Source organism: Neptunomonas japonica DSM 18939, assembly GCF_000422765.1.
Classification (GTDB): domain Bacteria; phylum Pseudomonadota; class Gammaproteobacteria; order Pseudomonadales; family Balneatricaceae; genus Neptunomonas; species Neptunomonas japonica.
The window spans coordinates 216922-241127 of the sequence record NZ_AUGR01000001.1 but is presented as its reverse complement, the minus strand read 5'-3'; the positions used below and the strand labels follow the sequence as shown (position 1 = coordinate 241127).

The following is a 24206-nucleotide window of genomic DNA, read 5'->3' as shown; positions in this document are numbered from 1 at the left end:
ACTACCCCCACTTAGAACGCATACGCCTTTCTAATAAGGCATCTTGGAACCACCGATAGAAGTCTTCAAACGTCATGCCTTTATCAGAGAGGTATCCGCAGATTTCATTCCAGAGAGGCATCTTTATCAGTGATTTAATGGCTATATGAGCTTTGGTTTTGTTCCTGGCATAAATGGAAATCATGTTCCCTAGCATCATGCCTATATTGCGAGCATTATCGCGCCCTGGTTCTTTGTAAACGCGCTTATATTTAGCGTCATCATGAGCTTGTCTGAAATTTGCATCTTGTGTGAATTTTGTCCAGATAGGATCAAACCAGTTTTCGTTATGCATAAACTTGAATTGATTCATGGAGTAACGCCACAAAGCACCCAAGTGTTGGTAAACATCTTGATATGACTTCATAGAGCTAGCCTTTTCACCGTCTAGCTTGAGTAGACCTTCATGGAATTGATTGATAACACTATGATGGAAACGCATCTCTAAGCGTCTTACAGGCTTATCAGGGTCATATTCAGAGAAGCATAGAGGTGTAGCAAATTCACCAGACCAGGCAGACTTAAAGAAATCAGCTTTATCCATAACTACCATTTGTTTGGTCTTGTCATAGTTAGAGAATTGAACAGAGCTTACAGAGCCAAAAGTCATGGTTTCATTTTCGCCGTAAGTCGCTGTAACCCCCGCCATAGTGTACTCAGCAGATTCAATACCATCATAAGAGACACGTTTAGAAGAACGGCAATGTAATCGTTGCATAAAGTCTTTAGGAACGTCCCATCCCTGTACATCTACTGCTAAATGTATTGCAACGCCCTGGTAACTAAATTCACCTTCCGTTAGTTCAGAAACAACACCATCCATCCACGCCTGTACTACATCAACCTGGTAACGTAATAGCATCCCCGGGGAGCATTCTATTTTTATGTGTGTTCCTTCAAATTCGCCTTTTACTGATCCAGACTTAACGAATACGATCATACCTAGTTCGTTATTTTGTAATCGATATTGAAAACGAGAAGCACCACCAGAGCCTAGAATAAAATCGAAACCGTTCAATTGGACCTTTTGAACCGTTGATCTGTGTATAAGGATTTTATTCTCAAACTCAGACAGCCAATTTTGATCAAGCGTACAACGATATAGCTGTCTAACTGTATCTACAGAGGACATGATCACATTGATACCTGACAAATCAGTCTGAAAGTCCTGACCAATAAAAATATCACCAGTCTTTGACTCTGAAAAATCATAAGAACTAACTCTAGTAGCGTGGTTTTTCATATCTCACCATACGAAATTGGTTAATTAATAAACAAAACACAGTTAACGGGTATATCTAAAGGGTTATATTTCACGTGTTACAGGGGTCGTGTCTCGCGCCCCAGCATGCGGGCTTCGCTCATCCACACACCGGGGCGCGCGCGTCGCATTAGAGATTTAGTCATTACTTTTAGTGGAAACGGATAATTTTAAAAGCAGGTTAGCAAGACGGGTATTCTCAGCCTCTAACAGCATGACCTCTTTGTCTCTGCTATACCGATAATTAAACGTATGCTTGATGACGATATTTGAAGCTGCCAGAACAAACGCAACCACGAAAGCCGTTGATACCGTTTCAGCCGTAAACAGCATAGATACCACACGCTCTAGATCGACATAGACTTGCTCAACCGGCACATCAATATTGATTTTCATAGATCACCTCTTTAATAGTTCTTTTGTCATCGAGCAACGAAGCTTGTAGTAGGTCTTATTAATATTCTGCCTTTCTCGATTCAGTGCGTTCATGTACCTGGAAGAGCCGCCCTTTCGTTTGGCCTGTTTAATCTGTTCTAACTTAGTTACCAGGTACTGGCATTCACTGAGCTGGCGATCCGCAGCATCAACGCTTGATGTGGTTAAAAATAGGACTACAAATAAGTAGATCATGAGTCGGTTCTCCTCGATTGAGTGACTCTGTTATCGGAGTTTCCACGGTTGTCGTACTTCACAGATTGAGTCAGGGTTGAATCAAACATGCCGTCATCAATTAACGAATCACATCGACCTAGGGGTACATTCACTTTGGTGGCTTGTTGCGTAAGGCAGCGACAGTTCTGTCCTTTGGATGTATAGATGCGCACACAAAATACGCGAGGAGCCTCAACGGGTTTTTGTAGTTCATCGTAGATAGGTGCCGTGGCAGGAATTCCCGCGATTCGTGGCTTAAACAGGGCTAAGTATTTTTCAGGTTCTATGGGGTAAACCGGATCATATTTTTTGCCTTGAGTGGCGGGAGAAACTCCCGCTAATGCACTGCCTAAAACATTGGTACCGGCTTGAACTTGCATGTTATCCGCACGGGTCATTAGGTCATAAGTAAAGTTAGCCCCACCGATCAGCACCGCCGCAAATAGAAAGCCAATCATGTAGACCTTTTTAGGAATACGTTTTTTATTGGTGTTTAAGGCAGTGGATTTGTAGAGCTTGAATACAGACTTGGGAACACTCGCACTTTCACTGGCAGCATCTTGTTTAGCAAAGTGGTCATCAGGATCATTGATGCACTTTTCCCAAATGAGCGCTTTGGAACGTAGACCGTAAGCGGCTGATAAATGCCTGTGTTGCTGGACTTGTCGACGTACCGCCGTATGTATCAGCATGGGATGCTGAGTGGTGGCAATAATGTCTATTCCTTGATGACGATGCTTTTCTAATCCTGTTACGTGTATAGGTGTGGTTTTGTCCCATGCCGCAGGACGCCATATTTCTTGAGCCTCATCGATAAGAAGAATGGCACCTTCAGGTAGGAAGTTAGGCCAGTCTTTCACCTGCTCTTCTGTTATCTCTTCCCAGCCCGGAACGATACATTCTGTAATGTTGTAGAAGTAGACAGGACGACCCGCAAAGATTTTGTCAGGGTCAGACATGACATGATGAATCATGTTGGCGGTTTTCTTAGAGCCGGGTTGTCCCGTAAATAAATAAAACATGCTTTTCCCCTTATGCCGTCAATGGCTTGTTAGAGCCCGGAGCACGCCAGACTGAATTCAATCGGTTGACTGCTTTGAAAGTGGCAACGGTAGACATGGTGGAACCAACCATCACCATCGCCGAGTTAACACCCGCTAAATCCATGAGTTGTAATAAAACAGCAGGCAAGCTGTTGTAGTTATCAATCACGAAATCGACAGCAAAGGAGACCGCTATATTCATACCCACGAAGGTGACAGCAGAGACACCGATTAAACGGATGATGGTCCAGACAAGAGGGCCAGCAATTGAGAAGATAAAAGCCATGATAAAAGGCATTAGGTTTGCTCCACTATTCCACGATAAATCATCATTACGCAGAAGAATGCCGCCGCAAACAGGACAAGCGGACGCAAGGCATCCATCATCTGACAAATAGAATCGTATTTAAAATATTGAGTTGCCATTGAGAAAGGCAAAGGGACATCAGCGGGGCAAGAACCGGAACGGCCATTGTCACCCAGTACAGAGCCGAGGTTTAACGCATCATTAACATTAACTTGTTCATAGATACCTGAGAGCCCACCACTGTCATCCAAGGCGGCCCCCGCTTTAGCCGCGACATAATCAGAGTTGGTTAACGCCTCATCTAATTTTGTCTGTGACATTTGGCATGATGCTTTCCAGTTCTGATACACCTGAGCACATTGAATAGCATCTCCTTTACAGACAGGAGCAGAAGCACAGTTATCTAACCCCCCAATTTCAGCACCTTGTCCGTCACAATAGGTTGCCCATTGGATTTGAATAGAAGCGCAATCCAGAACATCACCTGCACACTTAGGTTTAGTCCCGCAGTTGGTTAAACCTGAGATAGTCTCTTTGGTATTTTCATTGGTATCAGATGAGTTTTTAGACGTGGTTTCTGTTTCTTCTTTATCAGTACCATCAGCATTTTTACCACCGGTAGTGGTCGTTGTGGTGGTGTGCTTTGAACCATCAGCGCCGGTTTCAGTCGTTATTTCTGTTGTAGTCGTTGTTGTTGAACCATCTGGGTTGGTGACAGTGTTCTCATTCCACTTTTTAAGCGTGTCACGATCCGCCGCTTGCTTGGTACTGGCACCGGTTGCACAGGATTGCCCAGGCCCTATGGTATTAGTAAATTTCCCCGTTTCGTTGTTATAACAACGCTGTTGATCAGTTGGGCAATTAACTTTTATAGAAACACGACCTAAATACTTACCATCGACGGTATAACAAGAATGCTGATCACCATCATCTTTTTGAGCTTCCGTTTCTGACGGTTCTTGATGATCAGTACCATCGAAAACATCTTTGAATTGTTGCTGCCAAGGTACGTTGGGTGTGGTGTTGCAGGTATCGCCAGTATAGGTGTAGGTATTGAGTGATTTTGTATCACCAATCGACACAGTGACACCGCCCCCCGTAGCCGCAAGACAACCTGAAATACACAGTGATAAGTTACCGGATCGAACTGATGAGGTTTGACCGGCTAGATCAGAACAATTTTCAGGGGCATCAGGAACCGGAGCAGTAGAAGTACAAGAACGGGAGCTTTCAGAGTAATAAGGGGCACTGGCTGAACAGGTAACAGAGCTGAACGTAATATAAGAATTACGTTCACCAGAACCCGCCGTACCCCCTGAGTAATAAATGATATGACAATTAGACCCTGAGCCCCGTGCGTTTTTATATTCGAAATGAGTCGGGCCACCCGTATATTTGAAGTCTGCATATATCACGCATGATGATTGAATAGAAGAAGTGAGTTTTAAACCAGCATAGGTAAAGTAACTATCCGCCGCTAATGCATCACTGGCAGGCAAAAAACCGAGAAAGAAAAACACCCCCATGAACACATAGTTAAGCGGGTGAGGCTTGAAGTTAGGTTTTGTTAAGTAGTGAATATTCATCAGGACACCGCTATCGTTAACGAGACCAAACCCACCACAAGTACTAAGGTATGCGCATCAATAAACATGTGACCCCCTAAACAAAAAAGGGGACGTAAGAACGCCCCCCGAGTTAACCAAAGGACGATTAGAAGAACGTAGCTTTAAGCCAACGCATACCCATTGCTACTACTGCCAGACCTACCAACAACGTACCCGCTTCAGTGATATCAGCAGAGGTTGTTGCAACCTGAGTAGTGACAGCGGCATCCAGTGCAGCATGAGCCACTTGAGTTACCAAAGGAGTCACGATGACAGATGCAACCGCGACTTTTTTCCAGCCTTGACGACCCAGCCCTGCAAGTTTCATATTCATGATTAGTTACCTTTCAATGGTTGCGAAAAAACAGTTCGCAAAATTTTAATAGACGCACCTAGCATTAGGAGGCCCAAGAGCAACGGCCATAACTCAGCTGCATCAGCCTGAGAGAGAGCCATTGTTTGTTGGATTAACGCTTCCTGAGAAACGACAAGCCAACCATCCGAACACAAAGGAGCACCCTCGCTGGAGACGCTAATACTTCCTTCACATCCGAGATAATTCATAGTTCACCGCGTTACGTGTTCTGGTTAAGTCCGTGCGTTTGCGGTTTTTCAGATGAGTGAACAGCGACTCTCTGAAAACGGCCCGCTATCGACACCCGTTAAGCCTTGGCAGGCTGAGAAGCCTTTTCTTGTTGACCAGATAAGACCGGCATAGCGCTCATAACGTGGTACTTCATTGAGTCTTTTGCGCCGACCTGGACATTGCATTTAAGATCGAATTTGGCGGGGAATTTAACGCCGCGTAAGTTATCCACAACGCCGTATTCAGCGGTTAGTTTCATGACGGGGCAACCGATACGATCGTCTTCTTCGATCATGTCGCCGAGTGTGTAGACCTGAGCGCCTTTGTTACCGTCGAAGTCGTAACGTTTAGCCGCTGTAACGATTACTTGCATTGAGATTTCCATGATATTCACCTTTAATTTGAGAATTGATAAACGCTGTTAGTGTGGGGCGTTTGAGGAGTCCGAACGTTTCATAAGACAACGGACACCAGCTAGACCAGGAAACTAAGCACACATGAACAGGTACTAGGTTCAGGTCGTTAATACCGTAAGCCGTGGCATATTGAGTGCGGGCAACAGTCCCCCAACGCTGGATTGATTCAGCGCATTTTTTGCAACACTCAGCTCCAAAAAGAGTCAAAGCACCACGATTAAAATAAGGGTCGATAAACGCTGCAAAGGTCTTATCGTTATCAAACACAGCTTTGCAGCGTGTGCAGACTTCGCCTGGAGCGTGTTGTAGGTTAAGGCCGTACATTGTGTACAACCTCATCAGTATTTAACGGACTCCCAGTAAGGTATGAAGAGACTAGAGCCCGGACAGTTTTAACGGATGTCAGCCGCTTGAAGAATTCACCTTGGAACGGGTTGTTATAACGTCCGAGTCGGTGAGAACTCGAACGCCCCCCACCGCTTTTAGTGTCTTGAGGACTAGCAGTGTGTCGGGAGACGGTACGGTTATGGCTTTTAAGGGCCATAAACACAGAACGAGGGTAGTTGTGAGATTCACTTAATACCGATGTTCTTAAATACTTGTGTGCTACTAATTGAACCCAGCGAAGGTTAGCTCTTCTAGATGAACCATTCCCCGCACGAGAAATATCTAAATACATATCAATGGCTTTGAGATATTCATCTTGTGTAACCAGTGGCTTTTTACACGCATCAGCGCAGAATTTACGGAAGATAGGAAAGCGAGGGTTTCTCATGATAAGGCTCCCCACTGAGTAGCCATCGCATCGGCAATGCCTGGGTATGTCAATGAACGAAGCTTTGAGCGGTCTTTTGAAGGTGGCATTTTCCAAATGCGATTATCACGACCAGATACAACATTCGTTTGTGATAAAGGAGAAAGGCCACGAAGCCAAAGCCCCGTCTTTTTGGTTTCACCATGCCCAAACTGCCAAGGCTGGATATATTGCGGTTTAGGTAGATGAGGCAATAACGTATTGATAACGCCCACAGGGTTTTCAAGACAAAGCCGCGACGTGACTCGGGACCAAAGCTCCCCAACAAATAACGCAGCCTGGTAACGTTCCTCAGAATTTGAATACCAACGATTGCCCGAGACGCATAAAGCAGTACAAGGAGGATGCGCTATAACAAGGTCATAAGAGGTCAAATCAAGATCAAACACAGAGCCTTGATAATGTGGGCCAGCATTGGATTCTGAAGGTAAAAGATCACATGACATGGCATTGTGACCGCAAGAGATAAAAGCATCTCTAACTACACCAGTAAATTCACACGCTACAAGAACGTTCATGACTCGCCCTCCTCTGCCAAGCAAGTGACACGAAGTGCAGCCAGGTTAACGAGTGACCTTTTTGTTCTGCCATGTTGGTTTTTAAGACGGATGACAGGGACATAACCTTTTCTGATCATCTCGTTTAAAGAACCTAAAGAAATACCAATTTCTTCAGCAAATTTAGACCTGTCCATTAAAGGGACTTGATTTGATACACCGCTAATATCCATACCTTTCACCTCTTTATCCCTACTGATAAGTGACTAAACCAAGTCATCCTTTTCCAATAAATTTTTGGATAAGAGAGCCACGTTAACGAGCAGATGTTTTCCAATTCGTTGAGTAGGGATGTAGCCGTTATCCAGCCAACCACGTACTACGCCATGCTCCATACGTATCCAATCTGCGAATTCGCGCCACTGCATTAGAGGCGGCATGGGGATCGATACGGGGGTAATCGGTTGTTGTTCCATCGTTGCGCCTCTATAATTAGTTGTTGCTATGTATTTGCACATAGTACTAATGCACATAGTACAAACATGTGCTTAATTTGTACATAGTACAACAATTGGATTTTTCAATAGAATGAGTGCAACCGATAGAGCTTTGCTATTACTAGAACAAGCAGACATGCAAAAACTGGCAGTACCTCACACAAAAGAGTACGCACGCTGGTCGAACATTAAGCGCGGCAGAGCAAGGATGGGAGTTGATGAAGCAGAGGAATTAGCCAAGCTATTTCCTGAATATGCTTTATGGCTAATTACAGGAAAGACATGCCCTGAAGCAGGGCAAATAAGCCCGGATTTAAAAGAGACTGTGAGTGAATACGGCAGAACAGGGACGGCTACCGACTAGCGCAACGGATAAGGGAAAAGTGGTACCGATAGGGGCGCAGTGCAGACAAGAACCAGATTATAAGACTAACCTAGTTACTCAGTGATATAGGTAAAGCGAGTACAACAATTAACATTTAAAAAATAATTATTAATGCATATAGAGTTACTCCATAACTTCACACAAATAAAACATTTGCATTCCGCCATCTACGAAAAATAATTAGTAAAATTTATTATTTTTCACTCGCCGTCTTCATAATTAGAAAAATCATTCCACAAATCGATGAACTCTATAACACTTTCATTAGAACTTATTTCAACAGACAGAGGTATTGCTTTAATTTTATTGTCTTTATTTTTCTTTATTTCCGTATATAAATCATGAAATACACGTTTTGACGCCCCAATTTCGAATCTTATTCTGACAAACATAGGCCAATTACATACCGCAATATTATTAGAATTTAGATTATAACCATACCCTGCCATTCTAGCTGACGTCTTAGATAAACCAAACAAGTAAACCTTATTTATTTTTTTGTTTTTAGGTAACTTTAATCGAAGAGTATCGACTAAAGCTTGCAATCCATTTTCCTCTATCCACGAGCTTACCTTAAAAGACCAGCTGTCTATTTCTTCGATAAAATTTTTCGCCTTACTACGTAACTTTTTAATATCATTTGTATAATAGTCTTGCCATTTTATTTGAAACAACGCCAGCTCACCTGTTGTCCTATCTAATATAGCTGCGTCAATATCTGTAACTACTTTATTCCCATTTCTGATTTTAATATTACCATCTATAACTTTATACTTTGTCCCTTTAAATAAATAATATAAATCGTCTCTCATCCAGTCTTCTCGAGGCTGAGAAAGGATATCTGTAATATTAGGTGTTCTCCAACCCTGTAGTGTTGAAGTAGAGATAAAAGGGTTTCTAATAAGGCTTGAAACAGGACGCAACAACATACCATTACCAAGATCAACAAGCATCGGAATGAATGGAGTAGTATGACCATTAATATTAACAGATTCAAAAGGAGTTAATGTTATAGAGTCAACTCCCCTTTTAATAGTATCCCTATCTAAATTAACGAGTGCTTGTATAGAGTCTATAAGTTCGGATTTTTTTGTCCATATAGTTAAACTCTGCGGTATTGATATAGTCTTATTTTTTTTCATGGCGGACAGTGCAAATCCTACATGTTTCATATGTAGTGAAGAGACCACAGCAACAATTAAGGTTAACTCAGAACCTGTAACACCATTCAGCTGAACCGATGGATGTATACCAACATCATTTCTCCAGCTGATAGCACCTTCAACAGCAATTGAAAAAAAATGATTATCAAGCTCAGGAAGAGCATCGTAACCCATCATTACCCCATTACCTGAGTCCCACGGAAAAACAAGATTTCCCATTAACTCATCAACATCATCTAAATGGTATTTTTTAAATTCTTTTTTTGAATCTTGAAGGAAATAAGCACCCGGCATGTTCATTTCAGTTAATGGATCATCATACTCCCCAATATGCCATCCATTTAGATAAGACCCCAAGCTGTTACTTATATTTTGCTCCATTCCTGAAAGAAGATTAAACTCAAGATTATCCATGAATTGGTTACCAGAATACTCAGCTACTCTGATAACAATCTTTGAACCTTTTATTTCTGCAGAAACAAATCCAGCATTCAACATGTCATACGTTCTATTAAGTAACACAGACCGGCCAAATTTATGTAAAAGGCTTGTTGCAAAAATCCTTGTCTCTTCTGTGCTTTCTTTTATTGGAAATCCGCTAGTCTTAACAGGAACATAAAGATGCTCCAGTGCTAAATTCCATCCAAGTTTTAATATTTCGAAATCAGGAATAGATAGTGAATACTTATTTGGAAGAATATCTCTAAATACTGACCAATAGTCAAGAATACGCATTGTTTCCGTAAACAAAATAAACTTATTTAAATCATCCTTAGGAAGTGCAGATAGAGCACCATCCAACTCATTTTTGGACAAGTCTAATATTTTATTCTTCATGAATTCCTTTTCAATTTAAACAACTAATTAATTATGTATGATGATTTATATAACAATTGTATAAAATATGTGACAATAAAATTATCATGCCTTGTTTTATTTACTCAATGTACACATATAACACCTCCCTCATCAACTACTTGAAATACTGTAGCATCTTAATTTACTCTACCCTCACTAAATTTTCAGCTTCATATTCTACCAAGTTATGCATTATTTTTTTAAGTTCAATAACCGGAAGAGCTTCTAAGTGGCGACCTTTCAAAACCAATCTCAGTTTCTTTGAAACCTCCCGAGATAGGCCATCTTTATTAGTTACTTGAGGCAGGTATTCTTTCAAGGCATCTAAAAGACATATTCTTATCTTTGAATTACTACCGTAGCTTCGCTCTAAAACATCAAAAAATATTTGCTGCTGAGAAAGCAGGATTCCGGTGTAAATTGCACGATCACTGTCTTGAAAAATTTCGTATTCTTTCTTGCCTTTGCCTTCCCAAGGAGCAACAGTAAGATGAGCGGCCCACCACAATCTAGAGATGGAATTACGTCTAAGTGCGCCTAATCCAGCCCCCTTCTTTTCAAACCAATGCTCTAAAACATAGTTAGTGCTACCAATAGCAGTCCAACGCTTTCGGCAATACTCCCAAAAAACTGTATGAGTTAACGTAACCCATAACCGAAGATCAGCTGCCTGAGTTCTATTTAGTGCGCCTAAAAACTCATAAACCTTAATTGCGTTTTCAGCATCATTTAACTCTTCCCCTCTTGTTCCATACACTTCTAGGATAGGAGCTGGTTCACTTACCTTCATAGTAGTAGGGAGCAATATTTTACCTTCTAACCCCTGATAGGATTCATCATTTTGATAAATTGACACTCCCCCATCCCTTTCTAGAGCATCCTTCATCTCACTTAGTATTTTAGAAGATATAATTTCAAGCGGCTTCATTAACTACTCCTCTTATCTAATTCTTTATTCACTTCAGTAAAAGCTCTCTGAAGAGGATTAGATAAAATTTCCTGGGCAGACATCAACGGATTATCTAGGCTTAAATCCAGACGATTAACTATCTCTTCTAACCGATCAGTCCACGTACTTCCTGTACCATGTTCTTCTAAATAATAAAGAGCTCCGACTAAGACAGGCAACACAATCGAGGTATGTAAAGTAGTTGAAACCCGGTCCCTTATTGCTGCATATTCAGACCAATCTATTTTAGAAAGAGTAACTATTATAAGGTCATCATCGTAACTGCATTCAAATGGCCCTATGTCATTTTCGCCTTCTACAATTTTCACCAAAGATGCCACTGGAGCCTTTAAAGCATCAAAGTCTTTTTCGGCTAGAAAAGAGTATGAGGGAGCAATAGCTATAAGCTCGCCAGAGTTAATATTGAAAGTTGCCCCTTCGTAATCAGAATGCATTCCTTCGGGAGCGTAGCCTTCAACTGGCTTCAAAGCTACAACACTAATTTCAATTACAACTTTCCCAATAAAATCTGGCCCATCAAATTTATGTTCCCAATGAACATCTGTTGATATAAACGCTTCTCTGTAATATGTTCTTGGGCAATTTACACGAATGAGCCAGGCTGCATCCCCCGACTTTATTAAGGCATCAATTTGCTCATGCTTTGCCTCTAGCTCTGTAATTTGTAAGCTAATAGCCTCATCAAAAATATTGCATGTAATCGTAGGAAGAATTAACTCTTCCCCAGAAGAGATATCATCTCCATTCCCTAAAACCGGATGAGGGTAAGACATTCCACTTTGAATCATTATGCTCCCCCCATCGCTAAGCAAAGATCGGTATGACCATCAACATTTATCAATAGTGAAGTTTTGATACCGGCCTTTAACTCAAGACCTTTAACTAAATTCGCTACTATCTGCAAACTACGACCTTCACCTAAATCATCCGCTGAATTAAGCTCAACAGGAAAATCACTTCCCTCACCAATCGCTTTCAATTGAAGATCACCAAATAAATCAGCCTTAGCCTCCAACACAACTTTATAGCCACCCTCAACTTTAAAGCTTCTAAAACGAACATTCTGATTAGATAAAATTGGATTTTCTTTGGGCTCATCTCCAATCCCTGGGGAACTAACTTTTATCCTAGTGCTATCGCGCTTGGTTCCTCCCCCTTTATTTTCTCCTACCTCTCTTCGGTTCAAACCACTTCCACCTCCTTTCTTTTTCTTAGGCAAGCTTGAGCGGTTTGATACTTTATTAGGTATCAGTATTTGGTGTATTTCCCGGCTCCTCTTTTCCCCTGTCTCAACGGTCGTACCTTCACCAGCTAGCTCACTTCCGCCTAGGCCTTCACTCTCAGAGCTATCCTCTGCAGGCAAGTAACGCCCGAGATTTGGAATATCTTCCTGCTCTTTCATGTTTGCCCCACGGACCTCTTTCAGCACATCTCTTACAAATGAAGTAATTTGCCTAAGTACACCTTTCGCTTCCTTCATTGCCAGATGAGACCAATTACGAGTTTCCTTTTCAGACCACGACTCATGCGTCGCCCCCTCTAACTGGGCAAGATATGTATTTCCTTCATCGTTATCACAAATGAATAAACCTGCAAAATTGCTCAATAAAGTACTCCCTTTACTCTCGACCATAATCAAAGGAAGTCGCATTGTTGCCCATCTTTCAGGAAGTTCTTGATTGTTCACATCACGATATAGATAGAATTTAACCTTACCAATTTTGGAAATTTCTTTTTCAAAGGGCTTACCTTGATACGGGAACTCTAGTGCTTTATAAAAATACAGTGTTGAGCCTAGCCCTTTGAGATGCTGCTGTTTACTATTCAGCTTACGTGATTCATTTACGGCAATTAATAACTCCTGCTCAAGGTTCACAGAAGAGATTTCTCTAATAGTTTTACCATTTTCAACAAAGCGAATTATAAACTGCTTCCTTTGTATGGCAGCAAAGAAATGCTCTAAAACTGAGTGCCTAATTACTTGCTCCCAATTCTGAGAATCAAACCCAGTTATCCATAAATCAGTCCCTACTGTATCTCTTTGGAACCTTCTAGGAATACTTTGTGTATCACGAATAGCACTCCATTCCTTTCCATCCTCTGATGGATTACACCACCAACCCTTAGCCTGTGTAATTTCTCCATTATGATCAGGATGGGGAAAGCTCGCTAATATAGATTTAGCAATAAATGCTCTATCACCTTTTTCAGTTTTAGTTGAGTATAAAATTGTACGAAGTGCAGAGTGAGCAAAAGGAGCTCTTTGACCAATACCAAAGGTTCCTCCCCCTACACCTTGTGAAGAGCTAGCACCTTGCTGTTTCAACAATCTAAAAAAGGGTTGAGTTCTTTCCGAATCCTGACCCACTAGGCCGGTAGTATGATAATCACCAATTCGTAGAACCGGTATCGTCTTGGAACAAAGTATACTTAATCCGTTATCGAAGAACGTTTTTTCATTCCCAGTGCCGTTTGGTAGCCCTTTAAGTACGTAGTCCCGACATTCGGAAAAATACTCAATGAACTTATCCTTACCTGGAAACTCATCACTAGGAAGATGAACTAGCTCAAACTCAGCTATAACGGGTTGTCCTGACTGATCACGGACATCACCAATATTTTGGCACGTCTCTCGCCCTAAAGATTCAGGCCTCTTGAACTGCTGAACACCAGATTCATTAAGCCCCTGCTCTTCACCACCATTCGATAACGGAAAAAACCAATCCACTGTAAAACTCCTATCCCTGAAATATATCTACGTCTAGAAACTTAAAGTCCGCTATTACAACTTAAATACGTCTTCATCTTCAGAGCCTTTTCTATCGAAACGCCCCTTCATTTCTTCAACAGCTTTCTTCATTACTTGATGAATTTTTCTTACATCTTCATCAGTATATGTATAGTTAGATCGATTAGACAAGTTACCTATTAGACGTATGTCTTTAAGTGCTTTAGACACTCTTTTTTCCGCAAGATCTACGAACTTATCCCTAGACACATTAATCACCGTACATTTGTTAGTATATATTTAATATATACTAACCAAACATTTTCTATCAAACATTAACAATGTACTAATGGTAGTGCTCATTGCGAGCAAAATTACTTTAATAGGCTGATTGCCTCAAAACAGAGGTGCTGCTATCCTGGCAGCGCTTCCTGTCATGGTACAATCGCTTCATGTCTGAAACTAAAATTATCGACCTATTTGCTGGCCCTGGAGGGCTAGGTGAAGGCTTTTCTTCACTTGAAAACTCTTTTGAGATTGTTGTCTCAGCCGAGATGGATACCCACGCCCGTTCAACCTTACAACTAAGAGCTTTTTTTCGTTTACTCCAAAAGGAAAGACCTGAGCTTTTAAGTGATTACTATCAGTTTTGTAATGGTGAAACAGATCAAGCATATAGTGAACAAACTGAAGACCTTTGGATAAGGTCTGAAGAAGAGGCAAGACAAATAAAACTTGGCTCAGAGGAAGGCAACTTAGAGCTAGAAGAAAAAATTACTCAAGCAGCTCTTCATAACAAAAACAAAGATTGGGTTCTCATTGGAGGACCACCTTGTCAGGCATACTCATTAGTGGGCCGAGCTCGAAACAAAGGCAATGTAGATTACAAGGCTGAAGATGATCACCGGCATTTTCTATACAAAGAGTATTTGAAGATTATTCAAAAGCACTCACCTTCCGTGTTTATCATGGAAAATGTGAAAGGCATTCTTTCTTCCAAAGTTCATGGAAGACCAATTTTTCACGATATTCTTAATGACCTGTCTAATCCGAATAAAGCACTAGGATTCGAGGAAGGTGATGCCAACACTCGATACCGAATTTGTTCGCTTGTTACCGGTGAAACATTTCATTACGGCGATAACCCAAAAGCATTTGATGCTAGAAAATTTATTATAAAATCTGAAAATTATGGAATTCCACAAGCAAGGCACAGAGTCATCCTTCTTGGAATCCGTGAAGACATATCAGTATCTAGCGGGATTCTGAAACGAGAAGCACCTGCAAGTGTTCAAGAAGCTATTCAAGGCATTCCTCCTATAAGAAGTACTTTAAGCAGGAGCAAAGACACGCCTAATGATTGGAAGATCACTGTTTCTGATCATATAGATGATCTAGTGTCAGAAATTACTAGTCATTCAGAGCTTCAACTAAAAGGCATGATTCCTCACCTGAAAAAAGCTAAAAGAGAAATCAAAAAAAGAAGTGATTTTGGAAGCCTTAGATATTGCAAAGAACTTCATGACCTATCGTCTATGGACAACCCAGTTTTTAATGCGTGGTATCAAAAAGATAGCAACAAATTAAAAGTATGGCTGAACCACCAATCTCGTGGTCACATGTCAGAGGACCTTAGAAGATATGTTTATGCATCTTGCTTTGCTCTAACAAAAGATAAATCGCCTAAGGGGCATAAAGAATTTGCTCTGCCTGGTTTAAGACCTGAGCATAAGAATTGGGAAACTGGGAAGTTTTCTGACCGTTTTCGTGTGCAATTATTTAAAACCCCATCTACGACAATAACTAGTCACATATCAAAAGACGGACACTACTTTATTCACCCAGATCCAGGCCAATGTCGTAGTCTTACTGTCCGAGAAGCTGCACGATTACAGACGTTCCCTGATAATTATTTTTTCCAAGGGCCAAGGACAGAGCAATTTAAGCAAGTAGGTAATGCAGTACCTCCTCTACTAGCTTTTAAAATTGCTAAGATTGTCAAAGCAATAATAAATCGCGAAGAACCAGATTTTACTGACAACCCGGATTATAAGAATACAAAAAAAGCCGATCCAGAAAACTTAGAGCTAAATCAATTCGATCTAGAGCTAGCGTAACTTCTTACATCGACACTTAATATTTTGATACTACTCATGTGTCGATAAAGTGTCGAAAACATAGCTATTTATAGTGGTTTAACGGCTCTTATAAAAACCCATAAAGCCTTAAAACCCTAGCGTTATGGTATGTACTGGTACAACAAAAGGCATGGTACATGGGTTCGAAACCCGCCACCCCACCAAAAAATAATGATAAGGGCCTGTTTTTACAGGCCTTTTTCATGTCTAGCGTTTAAGAATTACTGCATGTGTCGAAAGCACTTATCAGATTTAGCTTTATTACAGCGCAACCACGCCTCTCCATTAGAAACAAAATACCTAGCAAAACGAAACCATCCCGATACTTGAAACCCTATTAAATTGATTCTTATGTGCCAGCAAGCTAGCATGTACAGATTAACGTACATAAGAAGGAATCCAACATGAATGCAATAAGCTACACAGCAGCTAGAGCAAATTTAGCGAGCACTATGGCAAATGTCTGCAATGATCATGCGCCTATAATTATCACTCGCAAAAATGAAGCCCCCGTCATAATGATGTCTTTAGAAGACTATAACGCAATGGAAGAGACTACATATCTACTCAGGTCTCCAGCCAACGCTAGAAACCTATTAGAGTCTATTGCTGAACTGGAAACGGGTAACGGAACAGAAAGAGAACTTCTTGAATGAAGTTAACGTTCTCGACTCAAGCCTGGGAACAATATCTCTACTGGCAAACTACCGATAAGAAAGTACTAATACGTATCAACTTGTTAATTAAAGATATTCAAAGAAGCCCAAATGAAGGCATTGGAAAACCTGAGCCTTTAAAGCATGGTTTATCAGGGTACTGGTCGCGACGTATCAATGATGAACATCGAATTGTGTACAAACATCAGGATGATACGATTTTGATCGCTCAACTACGCTACCACTACGGCACATAACCGTCTGACTTTCTCTAGCGGATTTACATAGTTCAATTGCTCTAGCGCTATCAATTCATTATATACAGCTCTGATATATTTCAGTTCGTTGTTGAGTGTTTTTGGTTTCAAACCTAGGTGGGTTCTTTACTTTCTATACAACAGAAAAATTGCAGACGTAAACCATCTTTAAGTGTATGACTGTGCAGCTGTTACCCTAGATCAACGATATCTACTTATGATGCCTTTTGTATTCCAGTTATCTTCTATACTAACTAACGTATTCATTGTGCTATTTAAACTAGCGTTATCTCTTTGTCCCTTCTGGATCCATCCCATGGAACATCTGGGTCTACGGAAAACAAAAAAAATTGATCTATATTCAAACAACTGATAAAACATAGTTATGCAAAATAATTATCACTTAACCGTCTGATAATAAAAATAAAAAAGGTCTCACCATGCCTATTTCATTCAACGAAATCATTAAAAAACCGTACAAAGTAATAGATGATAAAGGGGAGGCTTTAGACTGAGCGCAAGCAACACTTGAACTCCAAACTAAATCAGTTCAACATGATTTTTCATGGAAACACTCTCTCAGATAGATTTTTGTGTTGTTGTATTAACTCAAAAATAATAACAAGAATGGAGAATACGCCCAGATGACAGACTCTTCCATTTCTGGCAGCTCATCCACTGCCGACGACCAATACGTACGCTTTGTTAACGTAAAAAAAAGCTATGATCAAAGAAACCTGGTCGTTAAGGATTTCAATCTTGATATAAAGAAAGGCGAGTTTGTGACTTTACTGGGCCCTTCTGGTTCAGGAAAAACAACCTGCTTGATGATGTTAGCCGGGTTTGAAGATGTTACCAGCGGTAGCATTTTAGTGAACGGTGAACCCGTTACGAATATTGCGCCCTATCATCGTAATATTGGGATGGTATTTCAGCATTACGCTTTGTTTCCACACATGACTATTTACGAAAATCTGGCCTACCCGTTAAAAGTTCGTAAAATCCCCAATGCTGAGATCGAGCGCAGAGTCAAAGAGTCTCTTGCCTTAGTCGAGCTGGTTACTTTTACTAAACGTTACCCAGGACAGCTATCCGGCGGGCAAAAACAACGTGTGGCCCTTGCCCGTTCACTGATTTTTGAACCAAGCATTGTTTTAATGGATGAGCCTTTAGGTGCTCTCGATAAAAACCTGCGTGAGCAGATGCAGTTCGAAATAAAACGTCTACATGAAGATCTTGGATTCACGGCAATTTATGTGACGCATGACCAGACAGAAGCACTGACCATGTCTGACAGGGTCGCTGTTTTTAACGACGGAATCGTAGAGCAGTGCGCGGCACCTGAAGTACTTTACGAGCAACCCGCTAATTCATTTGTTGCCAACTTTATAGGCGAAAACAATCGTATCCCTGGCACCGTCAAACGAATTGAAAACGGCTTAGCGCAAGTAGAACTGATCGATGGAACACTCGCAACAACGGGCAATGATAACTGCCCTGCGGAAGGTGCTCCATGCATGCTGACCATTCGCCCTGAAAACCTATTTATTGCTAGCGAGCATTCAATGGAGAATAGCATTCAGGCTAATTTCACTACCCGCCTTTATGTTGGGGACTCTATTCGTTACTTCTTTAAACTTAACTCAGGCACCGAGCTAATGGTCAAAACACTGAACGATCAAGATGCTCCCGTTCTGCAACGTGGTGCTATAACAACGCTCACTTGGTCCACATCTGGAGGATTAGCATTAGATCGTTCTGTTTAATGAGCAATACACATAATAAAGAGCAATAAACTGCAAGAAAACGTAAGAGGAAAAATAAAAATGAAAGCACTCAAACGATTCGGCGCGGCGCTCGCGCTATGCACAGCAGCAGCCCCTGTAATGGCCGATCAGTTCACCGCTGTATCATTCGGCGGAGCATACGGCGCGGCACAACAAAAGCATATGCTCGACCCTTATATGGCTAAGACAGGACACAAGATTCTGTTTGAGAATTACTCAGGTGGTATCGCTGAGATCAAGGCTCAAGTAGAAAGTGGAAACATTCTTTGGGATGTTGTTGATATTGAAGTAATCGATCTTGAAAGAGCCTGTTCTGAAGGACTCTTAGAAGTATTCCCTCACGATACATTACCGCCTGGAGATGATGGCGTTGCTGCCAGTGAAGACTTCTCTCCCCAAGCATTATCCAACGAATGTGGTGTAGGTAATATTGTTTGGACTGTTTTGTATTCATATAACAATGAAACCATCAAAGGTGGCCAACCAAGCACCATTGGTGACTTTTTCAATACATCACAATTCCCAGGCAAGCGTGCTCTACGTAAACGCCCGCAAGTGAATATGGAATGGGCACTCATTGCTGACGGTGTAGCTAAAGAGAAAGTTTACGATGTACTTGCTACTGCAGAAGGACAGAAACGCGCTTTTGCTAAATTAGACACCATCAAAGATGACCTCGTTTGGTTTGATAGCTGGTCACAAGCACCACAACTATTAAATGATGGTGGTGCGGTTATGGTTCAGTCTGCTAACGGCCGTATTTTTGATGCTATTCAGAGTGACAATAAACCCTTCGAAATGGTCTGGGATGCACATATCTACGACTTAGATGTATGGGCTATTGTAAAAGGCACAAAAAACAAAGCCTTAGCAGAAGACTTTATCCGTTTTGCTACTAGCTCAAAACCTGAAAGTGGTATGCAAGATGTAGCTTACGGCCCGACGCGTCAGTCTTCATATACTTATGTTGATCCTGCGATCATCCCTAAACTACCTTCGGCGCATCTGGATGAAGGCTTACAAGCTTCAGGTGAATTCTGGGCTGATTATGGTGAGTCTTTAGGCGAGAAGTTCAACGAGTGGCTACTCAACTAAACCGTCCGTTAACTTTATTATTTATGGATCACTCAACTAGTAGAAGTACTTTCTGCTAGTTGAGGCAACCTGACTATTTTCGGGTCTCGTATGTCCCGTCGTCTTCTAAAAAAGGGCTGCTTCTATGTCTCAAGCTGAACTTAGCAATGACGCACCTCGAGTACGGTCTACACTGACCGACGAGGAGATGGCGCAAAGTAGAAAAATGCAACGCCGACGCAAGCTTATTGCGTTTGCCTTTGTTACTCCGTTGCTCATATTTGTCATGATTGCCTTTATCGCTCCGATAGGCACCATGCTTTACCGTAGTGTTTACCATCCTACGGTTGCTCAATTAATACCTGACACACTAGAAGCCCTCTCAAGTTGGGATGAGAAGGGTGATAATCGCCCTGATGATGCCGTTCTCAACCGCTTTGCAGTCGAACTGCAGCAACTCGCACTTAAACGTAAATCCGGTAAATTAGGCGAAGAGATCAACCGTGCGATGCCCGGCACCTCGAGTGTCATTAAATCCACAGCACGCAAATTCAAAAAGCTCGACACCGAACTACTCAAAACCGAAGGGGCTGCACGCCTATTCGCAAGCAAGCCACATTGGAAGGAGGTCGAAATTTGGAGGGTGATGAAATCCTCTGGAGCGGTCTTTACTGCAAACTCTTATCTTACGGCCCTCGATTTAGACCGTAACAGCTTAGGGGAAATAGTTGCCCGTGATACTCAGGTTTATATCAGGCTCTATTTAAAAAGCTTAAAAATAGCGCTTATGATCACCTTTTTAACGGCGATTATTGGCTTCCCGCTATCCTACTACCTAGCTACTGCATCACCTAAAACAGCCAATACACTGATGGTATTTGTCTTGCTGCCTTTTTGGACTTCACTATTAGTACGTACAACGTCATGGATTGCTTTGCTGCAAACCAATGGCGTGGTCAACACCTTTTTGCAGTCGATACATGCGATAAGCGAACCCTTTGAGATGCTGTATACCCAATCTGCAACGGTCATTTCCATGACACACATTCTGCTTCCTTTCATGATTTTACCGCTTTATAGCGTGATGAAAGGAATTGATCCAAGCTACTTCAGAGCAGCAATGTCTCTGGGGGCTAAACCTATTCCTGCTTTCATTCGTATCTATTTACCCATGACAGTTCCTGGGCTCAGCGCCGGTGCTTTACTCGTCTTCATCATATCCATCGGTTACTACATTACACCCGCCTTGGTCGGCGGAACCGATGGGCAAATGATCAGTAACATTATTGCTTTCCACATGCAGTCGTCTAACAACTGGGAATTAGCCGCTGCGCTTGGCTCCTTGTTACTCGCCTTAATTCTCGCCCTTTACTGGCTCTACGACCGTTTGGTTGGTGTCAGCAATATTAAGCTGGGGTAATGCCATGAAATTTCCAAAATATTTCTCTTTCTGGCAAAAAGCAGGCATGCACGGGCTACGTCTCACTGCTTGGTTAGTGCTAGCATTTTTGATGATACCGATACTGGTTATTATCCCGCTATCGTTCAATGCAGAGCCCTATTTCACTTTCACTGAAGGGATGCTTACTTTTGACCCTGACGCATATTCGCTAAAATGGTATGCCGAAATATTCAATGATGATAAGTGGCTATTAGCCATCAAGAACAGTTTCTTTATTGGCTTATGCGCAACCATACTGGCAACTTTTTTAGGTACATTTGCAGCGATTGGGTTATCTAACCCAGTGATGCCTTTTCAAAGAGTGATCATGGCGATGCTGCTCTCTCCGATGATTGTTCCATTAATCATCACCGCAGCAGGGATGTACTTTTTCTATACGCAACTTGGTCTTTCGGGAAGCTACTTGGGCGTCATTATCGCGCATGCCGCGCTCGGTACACCGTTTGTCATCATTACGGTAAATGCTTCGTTATCTGGCTTTGATTACTCATTAATGCGGGCATCATTAGGCTTAGGGGCACCACCTGTTTATACTTTTTTCAAAATCATAATGCCCTTGATTCGCCCCGGCGTTATTTCTGGAGCATTGTTTGCCTTTGTTACATCATTTGATGAAGTCGTCGTTATCTTATTCTTAGCAGGGCCAGAACAACGGACGATCCCTCGTCAGATGTTCTCCGGACTAAGAGAACAGATCAACCCTACGATTCTGGCAGTCGCCGTGTTGCTCGTAGTTATTTCCGGGTTATTACTACTAACAATTGAGTACTTACGTGCGCGCAGTGAGCGCATACGCAGTGGAGAAGTCTAGTGTAAACAGCGACTGAGGAAGCTCAGTCGCTCAGCTTTTCTTATAAGCAAAATTTCCCATAGCCTAAGTCTTCTGCAATCTACATTCTACGTAGCCGAAATATTGCAGAAGGCACTCCGTCACTGCTCATATAAATAGCACCATCCGGCCCAGCCGCCACACCCGCGGGTCGAGCCCAACGTGAGCCATCACTGAGTTGAAACCCTGTCAGTACATCTTCCACACCGCTAGGTTTACCCTTGTTAAAACGCACCATCACTAGCTTAGGAGGGCGTCGGCTCGCTTTGTCACCCGCATACTGGGTTGCCCATGATCCGTGTAACGCCACCAGCGCATTACCTGAAAACTCATTCTGCAGCTCGCTTACCCCATCACTCATAGGAACAAACGCTACCGCCATGGGTGCATTGCGGGCAGGAAACATAGCCACGGGGATTTTGACCTCATTTAAAGCGCGAGGTGGCGTTCTACTAATGCAGTTATCCCGTTTTATCTGGTCACCATCATATTGGTACCATGGCATGCCATGAAAAGAACCCTTAGTTAAATGCACAAACTGCTCAGGCGGTTGTTCAAAACCCCAATGGTCCGGGCCATTATTACTGGCATAAAGCTCTCTATCATAAGGCGACCAATCAAACCCCACAGGGTTGCGTAAACCACTCGAATAAGTCTCCCACATAGGTATGCCAGACTCATTGAGCACCACCACACCTCCCCGCTTGTTCTGCATAGAGTAACCGGGGCCCAAATATTCATTACTGCAGTTTCCGGAGATACCCAAACTCATGTAAATACGCTGATCAGGGCCTATTTTCACCGTCCGGCTACTATGTCCACCAACCGGCAATTCCATTACCTTTTGCAATCCATGAATCCGTAAATAGTCTGCTGATGTGTACCTACCTTGGTAAAGGCCCTCCTCACTTGCTATATATATTTGCTCGCCCCTAAAAGCCACGCTATGTGGGTATCTAAAACGAGATTTGAGTGTTTCAACTGTGCCATATGGTTGTGTTAACTGGTATACATTGCCTGATCTAGACCCTGCAAACAAACTACCATCTGGGTGGAAAGTTAACATTCTGGGACGGTCAACATCGGTTGTTAACACTTCAAGAATATAACCTTGTGGGACATTAACTTTATAATAGTTGCCGTTCACATTTATCGTTTGCGGCTGAAGAAGTAATGCATTAACAGGGCTGGCAAGCAGCATCACCGCACTGGCCAACAACAAAAGCTTTAGCTGCTTCATATGAATACTATCCCTCTATATTTGATACCTGGTACAGACTAATTCATCCTTAGAGCTCTTCAAATAGAGACTTAAAATAGCTAGTTATTCCGGTCTCAGTCGTATTACACTCAATTCTTAACACATAAACCTCTGCAGTAACGAGACCCTTCTTATCTAAAAAGATCAAGTAATGGAGGTCTATCATGAAAACATATCTTCTTGCCTTACTGGGCTTAATTATCTCATGCTCTGCTAACGCAGCAGGACAACACCTAAATTATGAAGTGAATGGTCAGTCTTATCAGGGGTATTACATCAGCCCTTCTACAGATGCGCCTCTGGTTCTACTTATCCACGATTGGGACGGCTTAACAGACTACGAAATAACGCGCGCTAATATGCTCGCTAAAATGGGATATTCTGTTTTTGCTGCTGATTTGTTTGGAGCCGGAGTACGCCCCACAAAAATGCAAGACAAACGCCAACATACAGGTGAACTCTACAAAGACCGAACAAAAATGAGAAATTTGTTAAGCACTGCATTGGATACAGCAAAAACACAAGGTGCCAATACAAGTAACACAGTTGTTATGGGCTACTGCTTTGGTGGTGCGGCGGCTTTAGAAATGGCCAGATCAGGTGTAAAAGTAAAAGGATTTGCAACGTTTCACGGCGGGCTATCCACTCCCAAAGACCAAAACTATAGCCAAACAAAGGGCAAACTGCTGATCATGCATGGTAGCGCAGATACCGCCATAACAATGAACAGTTTTGCAGCCTTGGCGACTGACCTTGAAAGCAGCGGAGTTGAGCACGAGATGATTACCTACAGTGGTGCGCCACATGCATTTACCGTATTTAATTCTGACCGCTATAGAGAAGGCGCTGATAAAAAGTCGTGGCAACGTTTTATTGAGTTTCTAAGCGAAGTGACACAATAAAATAGGCTTAAGTAACAA

General features: G+C 42.0%; 29 protein-coding genes. 9 read left to right on the top strand and 20 right to left on the bottom strand.

Translation table 11 applies throughout. The features are described 5' to 3' along the window. Nucleotide 1 precedes the first annotated feature (1 nt). The 13 genes from G511_RS0101195 to G511_RS0101130 all read right to left on the bottom strand — a co-directional run bounded on the left by G511_RS0101195 (nucleotide 2) and on the right by G511_RS0101130 (nucleotide 7697). Nucleotides 2–1282 (bottom strand): hypothetical protein, encoded by a 1281-nt coding sequence (locus G511_RS0101195; RefSeq protein WP_028467980.1) that lies wholly within the window; start codon nucleotides 1280–1282, stop codon nucleotides 2–4. A 156-nt stretch (nucleotides 1283–1438) separates the two neighbouring features. Continuing rightward, nucleotides 1439–1696: a hypothetical protein gene (locus tag G511_RS0101190; protein ID WP_028467979.1), complete on the bottom strand. Its 258-nt coding sequence runs from the start codon at nucleotides 1694–1696 to the stop codon at nucleotides 1439–1441. Nucleotides 1697–1926: 230 nt separating this feature from the next. Further along, nucleotides 1927–2973: a zonular occludens toxin domain-containing protein gene (locus tag G511_RS0101180; protein WP_028467977.1), complete on the bottom strand. Its 1047-nt coding sequence runs from the start codon at nucleotides 2971–2973 to the stop codon at nucleotides 1927–1929. A gap of 10 nt (nucleotides 2974–2983) precedes the next feature. Continuing rightward, a complete protein-coding gene (locus tag G511_RS0101175) occupies nucleotides 2984–3292 on the bottom strand; it encodes a DUF2523 family protein (RefSeq protein WP_028467976.1) in 309 nt (102 codons plus the stop codon). Further along, nucleotides 3292–4887 (bottom strand): virulence factor TspB C-terminal domain-related protein, encoded by a 1596-nt coding sequence (locus G511_RS0101170; RefSeq protein ID WP_028467975.1) that lies wholly within the window; start codon nucleotides 4885–4887, stop codon nucleotides 3292–3294. Before G511_RS0101170 ends, G511_RS0101175 begins: the two co-directional genes overlap by 1 nt. A gap of 127 nt (nucleotides 4888–5014) precedes the next feature. After that, the gene (locus G511_RS21530; RefSeq protein WP_036550820.1) at nucleotides 5015–5242 is read right to left on the bottom strand and encodes a major capsid protein; all 228 of its coding nucleotides are present in this window, start codon (nucleotides 5240–5242) and stop codon (nucleotides 5015–5017) included. Nucleotides 5243–5244: 2 nt separating this feature from the next. Next, nucleotides 5245–5472: a hypothetical protein gene (locus tag G511_RS0101160; RefSeq protein ID WP_028467974.1), complete on the bottom strand. Its 228-nt coding sequence runs from the start codon at nucleotides 5470–5472 to the stop codon at nucleotides 5245–5247. Between the two features lie 98 nt (nucleotides 5473–5570). Further along, a complete protein-coding gene (locus G511_RS0101155; protein ID WP_156905127.1) occupies nucleotides 5571–5879 on the bottom strand; it encodes a hypothetical protein in 309 nt (102 codons plus the stop codon). Next, nucleotides 5842–6234 (bottom strand): hypothetical protein, encoded by a 393-nt coding sequence (locus G511_RS0101150; RefSeq protein ID WP_028467972.1) that lies wholly within the window; start codon nucleotides 6232–6234, stop codon nucleotides 5842–5844. Before G511_RS0101150 ends, G511_RS0101155 begins: the two co-directional genes overlap by 38 nt. Beyond that, nucleotides 6221–6685 (bottom strand): hypothetical protein, encoded by a 465-nt coding sequence (locus tag G511_RS0101145; RefSeq protein ID WP_028467971.1) that lies wholly within the window; start codon nucleotides 6683–6685, stop codon nucleotides 6221–6223. The genes G511_RS0101150 and G511_RS0101145 overlap by 14 nt, the downstream gene beginning before the upstream one ends. Then, on the bottom strand, nucleotides 6682–7242 hold the full coding sequence (locus G511_RS0101140) for a hypothetical protein (protein WP_028467970.1): 561 nt from the start codon (nucleotides 7240–7242) through the stop codon (nucleotides 6682–6684). The genes G511_RS0101145 and G511_RS0101140 overlap by 4 nt, the downstream gene beginning before the upstream one ends. Next, a complete protein-coding gene (locus G511_RS0101135) occupies nucleotides 7239–7454 on the bottom strand; it encodes a hypothetical protein (protein WP_028467969.1) in 216 nt (71 codons plus the stop codon). Before G511_RS0101135 ends, G511_RS0101140 begins: the two co-directional genes overlap by 4 nt. Nucleotides 7455–7487: 33 nt before the next feature. Next, complete coding sequence (locus G511_RS0101130; protein ID WP_028467968.1) at nucleotides 7488–7697, bottom strand: hypothetical protein; 210 nt, start codon at nucleotides 7695–7697, stop codon at nucleotides 7488–7490. 112 nt (nucleotides 7698–7809) lie between these two features. On the opposite strand from G511_RS0101130, the gene G511_RS0101125 reads away from it, so the two are divergent. Then, complete coding sequence (locus G511_RS0101125) at nucleotides 7810–8082, top strand: hypothetical protein (RefSeq protein ID WP_028467967.1); 273 nt, start codon at nucleotides 7810–7812, stop codon at nucleotides 8080–8082. A 221-nt stretch (nucleotides 8083–8303) separates the two neighbouring features. On the opposite strand, the gene G511_RS0101120 is transcribed toward G511_RS0101125, so the two are convergent. From G511_RS0101120 to G511_RS0101100, 5 genes are all read right to left on the bottom strand, one after another. Then, nucleotides 8304–10103 carry a hypothetical protein gene (locus G511_RS0101120; RefSeq protein WP_028467966.1) on the bottom strand — a complete coding sequence of 600 codons (1800 nt, stop codon included), beginning with the start codon at nucleotides 10101–10103 and terminating at the stop codon, nucleotides 8304–8306. 163 nt (nucleotides 10104–10266) lie between these two features. Further along, nucleotides 10267–11052, bottom strand: coding sequence for a DUF6339 family protein (locus G511_RS0101115; protein ID WP_028467965.1), 786 nt, complete (start codon nucleotides 11050–11052; stop codon nucleotides 10267–10269). Continuing rightward, nucleotides 11052–11882 (bottom strand): hypothetical protein, encoded by an 831-nt coding sequence (locus tag G511_RS0101110; RefSeq protein ID WP_028467964.1) that lies wholly within the window; start codon nucleotides 11880–11882, stop codon nucleotides 11052–11054. Before G511_RS0101110 ends, G511_RS0101115 begins: the two co-directional genes overlap by 1 nt. Then, complete coding sequence (locus tag G511_RS0101105; protein WP_028467963.1) at nucleotides 11882–13822, bottom strand: hypothetical protein; 1941 nt, start codon at nucleotides 13820–13822, stop codon at nucleotides 11882–11884. Before G511_RS0101105 ends, G511_RS0101110 begins: the two co-directional genes overlap by 1 nt. Before the next feature lie 54 nt (nucleotides 13823–13876). Further along, nucleotides 13877–14053: a hypothetical protein gene (locus G511_RS0101100; protein ID WP_245573793.1), complete on the bottom strand. Its 177-nt coding sequence runs from the start codon at nucleotides 14051–14053 to the stop codon at nucleotides 13877–13879. 221 nt (nucleotides 14054–14274) lie between these two features. Between G511_RS0101100 and G511_RS21525 the strand changes: the two genes are divergently transcribed. The 3 genes from G511_RS21525 to G511_RS0101085 all read left to right on the top strand — a co-directional run bounded on the left by G511_RS21525 (nucleotide 14275) and on the right by G511_RS0101085 (nucleotide 16873). Further along, complete coding sequence (locus G511_RS21525) at nucleotides 14275–15939, top strand: DNA cytosine methyltransferase (RefSeq protein WP_084628969.1); 1665 nt, start codon at nucleotides 14275–14277, stop codon at nucleotides 15937–15939. Nucleotides 15940–16364: 425 nt separating this feature from the next. Continuing rightward, entirely contained in the window at nucleotides 16365–16616 is a 252-nt protein-coding gene (locus G511_RS0101090; RefSeq protein WP_028467961.1) for a type II toxin-antitoxin system Phd/YefM family antitoxin, read from the top strand. After that, complete coding sequence (locus G511_RS0101085; RefSeq protein WP_028467960.1) at nucleotides 16613–16873, top strand: Txe/YoeB family addiction module toxin; 261 nt, start codon at nucleotides 16613–16615, stop codon at nucleotides 16871–16873. The genes G511_RS0101090 and G511_RS0101085 overlap by 4 nt, the downstream gene beginning before the upstream one ends. Here G511_RS0101085 and G511_RS24905 read toward each other — a convergent pair. Beyond that, nucleotides 16850–16984 (bottom strand): phage integrase, encoded by a 135-nt coding sequence (locus G511_RS24905; RefSeq protein WP_425411380.1) that lies wholly within the window; start codon nucleotides 16982–16984, stop codon nucleotides 16850–16852. The genes G511_RS0101085 and G511_RS24905 overlap by 24 nt on opposite strands. 533 nt (nucleotides 16985–17517) lie before the next feature. Here G511_RS24905 and G511_RS0101080 point away from each other — a divergent pair. The 4 genes from G511_RS0101080 to G511_RS0101065 all read left to right on the top strand — a co-directional run bounded on the left by G511_RS0101080 (nucleotide 17518) and on the right by G511_RS0101065 (nucleotide 22007). Then, nucleotides 17518–18639: an ABC transporter ATP-binding protein gene (locus G511_RS0101080; RefSeq protein WP_051221389.1), complete on the top strand. Its 1122-nt coding sequence runs from the start codon at nucleotides 17518–17520 to the stop codon at nucleotides 18637–18639. Between the two features lie 60 nt (nucleotides 18640–18699). After that, a complete protein-coding gene (locus G511_RS0101075; RefSeq protein WP_028467958.1) occupies nucleotides 18700–19755 on the top strand; it encodes an ABC transporter substrate-binding protein in 1056 nt (351 codons plus the stop codon). A 124-nt stretch (nucleotides 19756–19879) separates the two neighbouring features. Next, complete coding sequence (locus tag G511_RS0101070) at nucleotides 19880–21154, top strand: ABC transporter permease (protein WP_051221387.1); 1275 nt, start codon at nucleotides 19880–19882, stop codon at nucleotides 21152–21154. 4 nt (nucleotides 21155–21158) lie between these two features. Further along, nucleotides 21159–22007, top strand: coding sequence for an ABC transporter permease (locus tag G511_RS0101065; protein ID WP_028467956.1), 849 nt, complete (start codon nucleotides 21159–21161; stop codon nucleotides 22005–22007). 79 nt (nucleotides 22008–22086) lie between these two features. On the opposite strand, the gene G511_RS0101060 is transcribed toward G511_RS0101065, so the two are convergent. Next, nucleotides 22087–23265, bottom strand: a complete 1179-nt coding sequence (locus tag G511_RS0101060; protein WP_051221385.1) for a PQQ-dependent sugar dehydrogenase — start codon at nucleotides 23263–23265, stop codon at nucleotides 22087–22089. 185 nt (nucleotides 23266–23450) lie between these two features. Between G511_RS0101060 and G511_RS0101050 the strand changes: the two genes are divergently transcribed. Then, the gene (locus G511_RS0101050) at nucleotides 23451–24188 is read left to right on the top strand and encodes a dienelactone hydrolase family protein (RefSeq protein ID WP_028467954.1); all 738 of its coding nucleotides are present in this window, start codon (nucleotides 23451–23453) and stop codon (nucleotides 24186–24188) included. Nucleotides 24189–24206: the final 18 nt, after the last annotated feature.

What these genes read in the sequence shown, in the direction of transcription:
- G511_RS0101195 (WP_028467980.1), bottom strand. Translation starts at nt 1,282, where the DNA reads ATGAAAAACCACGCTACTAGAGTTAGTTCTTATGATTTTTCAGAGTCA.
- G511_RS0101190 (WP_028467979.1), bottom strand. Translation starts at nt 1,696, where the DNA reads ATGAAAATCAATATTGATGTGCCGGTTGAGCAAGTCTATGTCGATCTA.
- G511_RS0101180 (WP_028467977.1), bottom strand. Translation starts at nt 2,973, where the DNA reads ATGTTTTATTTATTTACGGGACAACCCGGCTCTAAGAAAACCGCCAAC.
- G511_RS0101175 (WP_028467976.1), bottom strand. Translation starts at nt 3,292, where the DNA reads ATGCCTTTTATCATGGCTTTTATCTTCTCAATTGCTGGCCCTCTTGTC.
- G511_RS0101170 (WP_028467975.1), bottom strand. Translation starts at nt 4,887, where the DNA reads ATGAATATTCACTACTTAACAAAACCTAACTTCAAGCCTCACCCGCTT.
- G511_RS21530 (WP_036550820.1), bottom strand. Translation starts at nt 5,242, where the DNA reads ATGAATATGAAACTTGCAGGGCTGGGTCGTCAAGGCTGGAAAAAAGTC.
- G511_RS0101160 (WP_028467974.1), bottom strand. Translation starts at nt 5,472, where the DNA reads ATGAATTATCTCGGATGTGAAGGAAGTATTAGCGTCTCCAGCGAGGGT.
- G511_RS0101155 (WP_156905127.1), bottom strand. Translation starts at nt 5,879, where the DNA reads ATGGAAATCTCAATGCAAGTAATCGTTACAGCGGCTAAACGTTACGAC.
- G511_RS0101150 (WP_028467972.1), bottom strand. Translation starts at nt 6,234, where the DNA reads ATGTACGGCCTTAACCTACAACACGCTCCAGGCGAAGTCTGCACACGC.
- G511_RS0101145 (WP_028467971.1), bottom strand. Translation starts at nt 6,685, where the DNA reads ATGAGAAACCCTCGCTTTCCTATCTTCCGTAAATTCTGCGCTGATGCG.
- G511_RS0101140 (WP_028467970.1), bottom strand. Translation starts at nt 7,242, where the DNA reads ATGAACGTTCTTGTAGCGTGTGAATTTACTGGTGTAGTTAGAGATGCT.
- G511_RS0101135 (WP_028467969.1), bottom strand. Translation starts at nt 7,454, where the DNA reads ATGGATATTAGCGGTGTATCAAATCAAGTCCCTTTAATGGACAGGTCT.
- G511_RS0101130 (WP_028467968.1), bottom strand. Translation starts at nt 7,697, where the DNA reads ATGGAACAACAACCGATTACCCCCGTATCGATCCCCATGCCGCCTCTA.
- G511_RS0101125 (WP_028467967.1), top strand. Translation starts at nt 7,810, where the DNA reads ATGAGTGCAACCGATAGAGCTTTGCTATTACTAGAACAAGCAGACATG.
- G511_RS0101120 (WP_028467966.1), bottom strand. Translation starts at nt 10,103, where the DNA reads ATGAAGAATAAAATATTAGACTTGTCCAAAAATGAGTTGGATGGTGCT.
- G511_RS0101115 (WP_028467965.1), bottom strand. Translation starts at nt 11,052, where the DNA reads ATGAAGCCGCTTGAAATTATATCTTCTAAAATACTAAGTGAGATGAAG.
- G511_RS0101110 (WP_028467964.1), bottom strand. Translation starts at nt 11,882, where the DNA reads ATGATTCAAAGTGGAATGTCTTACCCTCATCCGGTTTTAGGGAATGGA.
- G511_RS21525 (WP_084628969.1), top strand. Translation starts at nt 14,275, where the DNA reads ATGTCTGAAACTAAAATTATCGACCTATTTGCTGGCCCTGGAGGGCTA.
- G511_RS0101090 (WP_028467961.1), top strand. Translation starts at nt 16,365, where the DNA reads ATGAATGCAATAAGCTACACAGCAGCTAGAGCAAATTTAGCGAGCACT.
- G511_RS0101085 (WP_028467960.1), top strand. Translation starts at nt 16,613, where the DNA reads ATGAAGTTAACGTTCTCGACTCAAGCCTGGGAACAATATCTCTACTGG.
- G511_RS0101080 (WP_051221389.1), top strand. Translation starts at nt 17,518, where the DNA reads ATGACAGACTCTTCCATTTCTGGCAGCTCATCCACTGCCGACGACCAA.
- G511_RS0101075 (WP_028467958.1), top strand. Translation starts at nt 18,700, where the DNA reads ATGAAAGCACTCAAACGATTCGGCGCGGCGCTCGCGCTATGCACAGCA.
- G511_RS0101070 (WP_051221387.1), top strand. Translation starts at nt 19,880, where the DNA reads ATGTCTCAAGCTGAACTTAGCAATGACGCACCTCGAGTACGGTCTACA.
- G511_RS0101065 (WP_028467956.1), top strand. Translation starts at nt 21,159, where the DNA reads ATGAAATTTCCAAAATATTTCTCTTTCTGGCAAAAAGCAGGCATGCAC.
- G511_RS0101060 (WP_051221385.1), bottom strand. Translation starts at nt 23,265, where the DNA reads ATGAAGCAGCTAAAGCTTTTGTTGTTGGCCAGTGCGGTGATGCTGCTT.
- G511_RS0101050 (WP_028467954.1), top strand. Translation starts at nt 23,451, where the DNA reads ATGAAAACATATCTTCTTGCCTTACTGGGCTTAATTATCTCATGCTCT.